This window comes from Mycobacterium sp., from assembly GCF_050701675.1.
Taxonomy (GTDB): domain Bacteria; phylum Actinomycetota; class Actinomycetes; order Mycobacteriales; family Mycobacteriaceae; genus Mycobacterium.
In genome coordinates this window covers 1-5,162 of record NZ_JBOGDD010000875.1, presented here as the reverse complement: position 1 = coordinate 5,162, position 5,162 = coordinate 1, and the positions used below count along the sequence as shown (strand labels likewise).

General features: G+C 70.1%; 7 protein-coding genes. 4 read left to right on the top strand and 3 right to left on the bottom strand.

Translation table 11 applies throughout. The annotated features are described in order from the left end of the window. Positions 1-323 (bottom strand): class I SAM-dependent methyltransferase (locus ACRDUX_RS26780; RefSeq protein ID WP_526418209.1); only part of this gene is annotated, 323 nt, incomplete at its 3' end. Here ACRDUX_RS26780 and ACRDUX_RS26775 point away from each other — a divergent pair. Further along, a complete protein-coding gene (locus ACRDUX_RS26775; protein ID WP_526418207.1) occupies positions 318-452 on the top strand; it encodes a hypothetical protein in 135 nt (44 codons plus the stop codon). The two genes, ACRDUX_RS26780 and ACRDUX_RS26775, sit on opposite strands and share 6 nt — an antisense overlap. A gap of 38 nt (positions 453-490) precedes the next feature. Here the strand turns inward: ACRDUX_RS26775 and ACRDUX_RS26770 are convergent, their stop codons facing one another. Beyond that, positions 491-1,108: a TetR/AcrR family transcriptional regulator gene (locus ACRDUX_RS26770; protein WP_526418205.1), complete on the bottom strand. Its 618-nt coding sequence runs from the start codon at positions 1,106-1,108 to the stop codon at positions 491-493. Between the two features lie 28 nt (positions 1,109-1,136). Further along, positions 1,137-2,354, bottom strand: coding sequence for a glycoside hydrolase family 3 N-terminal domain-containing protein (locus ACRDUX_RS26765; RefSeq protein WP_526418203.1), 1,218 nt, complete (start codon positions 2,352-2,354; stop codon positions 1,137-1,139). Between the two features lie 75 nt (positions 2,355-2,429). Here ACRDUX_RS26765 and ACRDUX_RS26760 point away from each other — a divergent pair, with 75 nt between their 5' ends. From ACRDUX_RS26760 to ACRDUX_RS26750, 3 genes are all read left to right on the top strand, one after another. After that, a complete protein-coding gene (locus ACRDUX_RS26760) occupies positions 2,430-3,929 on the top strand; it encodes a serine/threonine-protein kinase (RefSeq protein ID WP_526418201.1) in 1,500 nt (499 codons plus the stop codon). A 50-nt stretch (positions 3,930-3,979) separates the two neighbouring features. Beyond that, positions 3,980-4,153: a DUF2613 family protein gene (locus tag ACRDUX_RS26755; protein WP_526384333.1), complete on the top strand. Its 174-nt coding sequence runs from the start codon at positions 3,980-3,982 to the stop codon at positions 4,151-4,153. A gap of 39 nt (positions 4,154-4,192) precedes the next feature. Then, on the top strand, positions 4,193-5,162 hold a 970-nt coding region (locus ACRDUX_RS26750), incomplete at its 3' end, for an alpha-(1->3)-arabinofuranosyltransferase domain-containing protein (protein WP_526418211.1).

The following is a 5,162-nucleotide window of genomic DNA, read 5'->3' as shown; positions in this document are numbered from 1 at the left end:
CCGTCGAAAAGTCCTTGCTCACTAGCGGTTTCGGTCAGCACCCGGAACGGCGCGTGGCCGAAGTCGTAGACATGGAGTCGCCCGCCTGGTCGCAGCACCCGCGCCAGCTCGGGAACCGCCCCGGCGGGATCATCCCAGTGGTGCATGCTGAATGACGTCACCACCGCGTCGAAGGTGTCGTCGGCGAACGGCAGTTGTGTCACGTCGCCGGCGTGCACCGACGCCCGGTCGCCGAACTCGCGCAGGTTGTGCGTGGCCGCCGCGATCCGGCCGACCGCCGGACCGACCGACTTCAGCTCACGGATGCCGGTCGCGCCATGCACGCCCGCATCGCCGCGGGCTACGGCGCGCGGTACCACCGCTGGACGGCGGCCATGACGCCTGCCGAGCGCACCGCCCTGCTCGTCGGCCTGCCGGCGCTGATCCGGGTGGTTCGGGAGTCGACGGCCTAGCGGACCCGACGGCGGGGCAGCTGGTCATACCGGCATCGTCAAGCCGTGGACGCCGCGGGCGCGTCGGCCGGACTGCCCTTCAATCCCCGCCAGAACAGGTTGATCATCAGCTCAGCGGCCTCGTGGACCTCGGCGTCGCCGGTGCTCACCCGTGTCGCCACGGCCTCGCCAGCACCCACCAGCGCTACGGCCATCATGTCGAAGTCGGTGTCGGGCTCGGGGTTTCGCGTGCCCGACCGCAGTAGTTTGCCGACCAGGTCGATGATCTGCTCGCGGCCCTCGCGCACCGTGTGGGCGAACGCCTGCGAGCTGGTGGCCTGCGTGTAGAGCACCATCCACGACGCACGGTTGGTGTCGATGTAGCTCAAGAACGCCACCACCGCGTTGCGCAGCAGGTCCTTCGGACTCTGGGTGAAGTCGATGTCGGCACGCACCGAGTCGACGAACCGGCCCAGCTCGCGGTCGAGGCAGGCGCCGAACAGCTCCTCCTTGGAGCCGTAGTACAGGTACAGCATCGGTTTGGAGATCTGGGCCTGCGCGGCGATCGCATCCATCGACGTCTCGTGATAGCCATTCACCGAGAACATCTGCACGGCGGCGTCGAGCATCTGCTGCTCGCGCACGGCGCGCGGCAATCGCTTCGTTCCACCGGCCATCTGTTCAGACTAAGAGATGGAGCTCCGTTCAGCCGCCGCAGCGTGGGTTCTTGCCCTTGATCGCGGCGATCTTGAGCACTGACGCGTCGACCTTCTTCGGGTCGAGCTCGCCCGAATTCACGGCCTTCTCCAGACGGTCGAGCACGGCGGGGACCTCGTCGGTGGTCACCCACAGCGCGACGTCGGCGCCCGCCTGCAATGCCTTCAGCGCCGCGTCGGGGACACCGAAGTGATCGGAGATGGCCTTCATGCTGGACAGGTCGTCGGTGAAGACCAACCCGTCGAAGGGCGGCCCGCCGTACTGGCCGGAGCGCAGCAGTTCGTAGGCGGCAGGGGTGAGGCTGGTCGGCTCGTCGGTGGTCAGTCCGGGTACCTCGAGGTGGCCGACCATCACGGCGACGGGCGCCAAGGTGGTCAGCGTGGCGTACGGCACCAGGTCGCTGGTCTTCAGCTCGGGCAACCCTGGCGTCGTGACGTCGCCGAGGTGGGAGTCGCCGGAGCCGTGGCCGTGGCCTGGGAAGTGCTTGAGCACGGGCAGCAATCCGGCGTCGCGCAGCCCCTGCGCGTAGGCGCCCGCGTACTCGACGACCGTGGCGGGGTCGGCGCCGAACGAGCGGTCCCCGATCACCTCGTCGTCGTCTTCTTCTGTGACGTCGACGACGGGCGCGAAGTCGACGGTGATGCCGAGCTTCTTCATCGCCAGCCCGCGCTCCAAGGCAATGTCGTGCACGTCAGCCGGAGTCTTGGTCTGCGCCAACACCCGCGGCGAGGGCTGGCTGCCGATGATCTTCGACAGTCGCTGGACCCGGCCACCCTCCTCGTCGATGCTGACCGCTAGCGGCAGCGGGTCCGCGGACGCCGCGATCTCGGTGAGGCTGCCGTCGGTCAACATCGACATGTCGGTCCAACTGCCGAGGAAGATGCCGCCGACGTGCTGGGTGGCCACCACTGCCCGGGCGTCGTCGGCGCCCGTGACGCCGACCATCAGCAGCTGGGCCAGCTTGTCGCGCGTCGAGAGCGCCGACAGCAGCGCGTCGCCCTCTCCGCAGGCGGGCGCCTCCGGCGGTGGCAGCGGCGTCGGGCTCGCGGCCTGGGTGCTTGGCTGCTGCGGATTGGCCGATGCGTTGCGGTGCTTGACGAAGTAGACGCCTGCCACCACGACGACTGCGACGACGACGAGGGCGAGCAGGATCCGCACGATGGTGCCCCGTTGGCTGGGGCCGGTCGAACCGTTGGCCAGCGGCATGGGGCGAATCGTAGCGTGCGACCCCTCCGCCGACCCAAGCGCCGAGGTCCGCCGTGCTGGGTAACCTCGGCGACTATGCCGCTCGGGTCAGGCGAGGTGTTCGCGGGGTACACCGTGGTGCGTCTGCTTGGTGCGAGCGCCCTCGGTGAGGTCTACCTGGCCACCCATCCGCGGCTGCTGCGCCAGGACGCGATCGAGGTGCTGTCCGCCTCGGCGTCGGCGGACGCCGAGTTCCGCGTCCGCTTCTGGCGCGACGTCGACCTCGCCACGACGCTCTGGCACCCGCACATCGTCGGCGTGCACGACTACGGCGAGTACGAGGGCCGGCTGTGGCTGGCGACGGACTTCGTCGACGGCACCGACGTCGAGCGGTTGATGCGTGACCGATATCCGCGTGGCATGCCCGCCGACGAAGCCCTCGACATCGTCACGGCGGTCGCCGACGCGTTGGACTATGCCCACGAGCGGCAGGTGTCCCATCACGACGTGGGGCCCGCCAAGATACTGCTCACCGACGCCCCCAGACGACGGATCCTGTTGACGGGCTTCGGAATTCCCCGCACCGTCGATCCCACCGACGATCGTGTCGACCAGTACGACCTGGCCGCCACCGCGTATCACCTGCTGAGCGGGGCACCCCCCGTCACGCACACCATCCCCTCGACGGTGGCGGCCCTCGGCGACACCCGCCAGGACCTCACCGCGTTCGATCCCCCGATCATGCGGGCGTTGGCGACGGACCCCAGACGGCGGTTCGCCGCCTGCGTGGACTTCGCCGCCGCTCTTCGGGACGCCGCAGCCGCCGTCACCCAGGCGCGGCCGGTGATCGACCCGGCGGCGCACGCGCCGACCGAACACCTCGACAACCCCCCGTCGGGGTCTGGGATGCCCGCCGTCTTCGTCCCGGCATGGTCGGCCGAGGAGCCGACCGCCGAGCCGGACTTCGGGTTCGATCGGTTCGAGCCGGAGTTCGCCCCCACGATGGCCGCCGCGCAGGTGCCCGACGCATCGCCGCCGCCACCGCAGGCCCCCGAGCCGCGGTACGACGAGCCGCAGGGATTGACGGCGAAGTCGTGGATCGTCACCGGCGTGGTGGCCGTCGTCGCGATCACCGTCGCGTTGGCGGTCGTCGTGACCCGCGGCAGGAGTGACGATACCGCGTCCCCAAATGCCTCCACCCGGCCATCGAGCGGCGCTGCGCCGTCCTCGTCAGCACGTCCGACCAGTACCGGGGTCGGGGGCCGCCCGAAACCGCCGACGATCCAAGGAGTCGACGCCGTTGGCGAGGACTGTTCTGGCGGCTACCAGATCGACGGCCGAGGGGGCTGGGCCAGCCAGGGCGTGCGCGGTAGCGCCCCCGCCACGTGCGCCTTCGTCGGGAGCGTGCTGAAGGCCTACTGGGATTCCGCCGACCCGAGCGCCGAGGTGCGCACCGTCGTCGCCCCTGGCGCGATCCCGTGCTCGGAGGGTTCGGCGTGCGTGGGCGACGAGTTCCTGGTCACGTGCGGCGTGGAGGGCACCGATCCATGGATCACCTGCCGCGGAGGCCGCGACGCCGTCGTGATCCTCTACTGAGTCAGACCCGCCTCCCGCTGGCCCACCGCGTGCGGTGCTACCTTGGCCGGGTGGATCGGTTCGTCTTGCCCGCAGCGGCCAGCATCGTGGTCGGCCTGTTGCTGGGTGCCGCCGCCATCTTCGGGGTCACGTTGATGGTGCAGCAGGACACCAAGCCGCCACTGCAGGCTGGCGACCCGGCGTCGTCGGTGCTCAACAGGGTCGAGTACGGCGACCGGGCCTAATCCCCGGTCACTACGCTCCTGCCCCCGCAACCCGAACCCCTGGTCACGCCGCCACTGTCGCGCCGTTGGCTGTGGCTCGTCGCCGCCGTCGCGCTGGCGTGCACGTTCGCCCAGTCGCCAGGGCAGATCTCCCCCGACACCAAGCTCGACCTGACGGCCAACCCGCTGCGGTTCCTGGCCCGCGCAGCGAATCTGTGGAATAGCGACCTGCCATTCGGGCAGACGCAGAACCAGGCCTACGGCTACCTGTTTCCGCACGGCGCGTTCTTCCTCGCCGGTGACGTGCTCGGATTGCCTGGCTGGGTGACCCAGCGCCTGTGGTGGGCGCTGCTGCTCGGCGTCGGATTCTGGGGCATCGTGCGCCTTGCCGAGGCGCTCGACATCGGCAGCCCCACCTCGAGGGTCATCGCCGCGCTCGCGTTCACGCTCTCGCCGCGGGTGCTGACGACGCTGGGTGCGATTTCGTCGGAGACGCTGCCGATGATGCTGGCGCCGTGGGTGTTGCTGCCCGTGATCCTCGCGTTGCGGGGGCAGGGCAGCGTTCGGGTGCTGGCCGCCAGGTCGGCACTGGCCGTCGCGCTGATGGGCGCGGTCAACGCCGTCGCCACCTTGACCGCCTGCCTGGCCGCGCTGATCTGGTGGGCGGCCCACCGGCCCAACAAGCTGTGGTGGCGGTTCACCGCATGGTGGGCGCTGTCGGCGGTGCTGGCGGTGACGTGGTGGGTGATCGCGCTGTTCATGCTTGGCCGGGTCAGCCCGCCGTTCCTCGACTTCATCGAATCGTCCGGGGTCACCACGCAGTGGCTGTCGCTGACGGAGGTGCTGCGCGGCACCTACAGCTGGACGCCGTTCGTGGCGCCGAACGCCACCGCGGGAGCGTCGCTGGTGACGGGGTCGGTGGCGGTGCTGGCGACCACCCTGGTGGGCGCTGCGGGGCTGGCCGGGCTGGCGTTGCGGTCGATGCCGGCCCGTGGCCGGCTGATCGTCATCCTCCTCATTGGCCTTGCGC

What these genes read in the sequence shown, in the direction of transcription:
- ACRDUX_RS26775 (WP_526418207.1), top strand. Translation starts at nt 318, where the DNA reads ATGCACGCCCGCATCGCCGCGGGCTACGGCGCGCGGTACCACCGCTGG.
- ACRDUX_RS26770 (WP_526418205.1), bottom strand. Translation starts at nt 1,108, where the DNA reads ATGGCCGGTGGAACGAAGCGATTGCCGCGCGCCGTGCGCGAGCAGCAG.
- ACRDUX_RS26765 (WP_526418203.1), bottom strand. Translation starts at nt 2,354, where the DNA reads ATGCCGCTGGCCAACGGTTCGACCGGCCCCAGCCAACGGGGCACCATC.
- ACRDUX_RS26760 (WP_526418201.1), top strand. Translation starts at nt 2,430, where the DNA reads ATGCCGCTCGGGTCAGGCGAGGTGTTCGCGGGGTACACCGTGGTGCGT.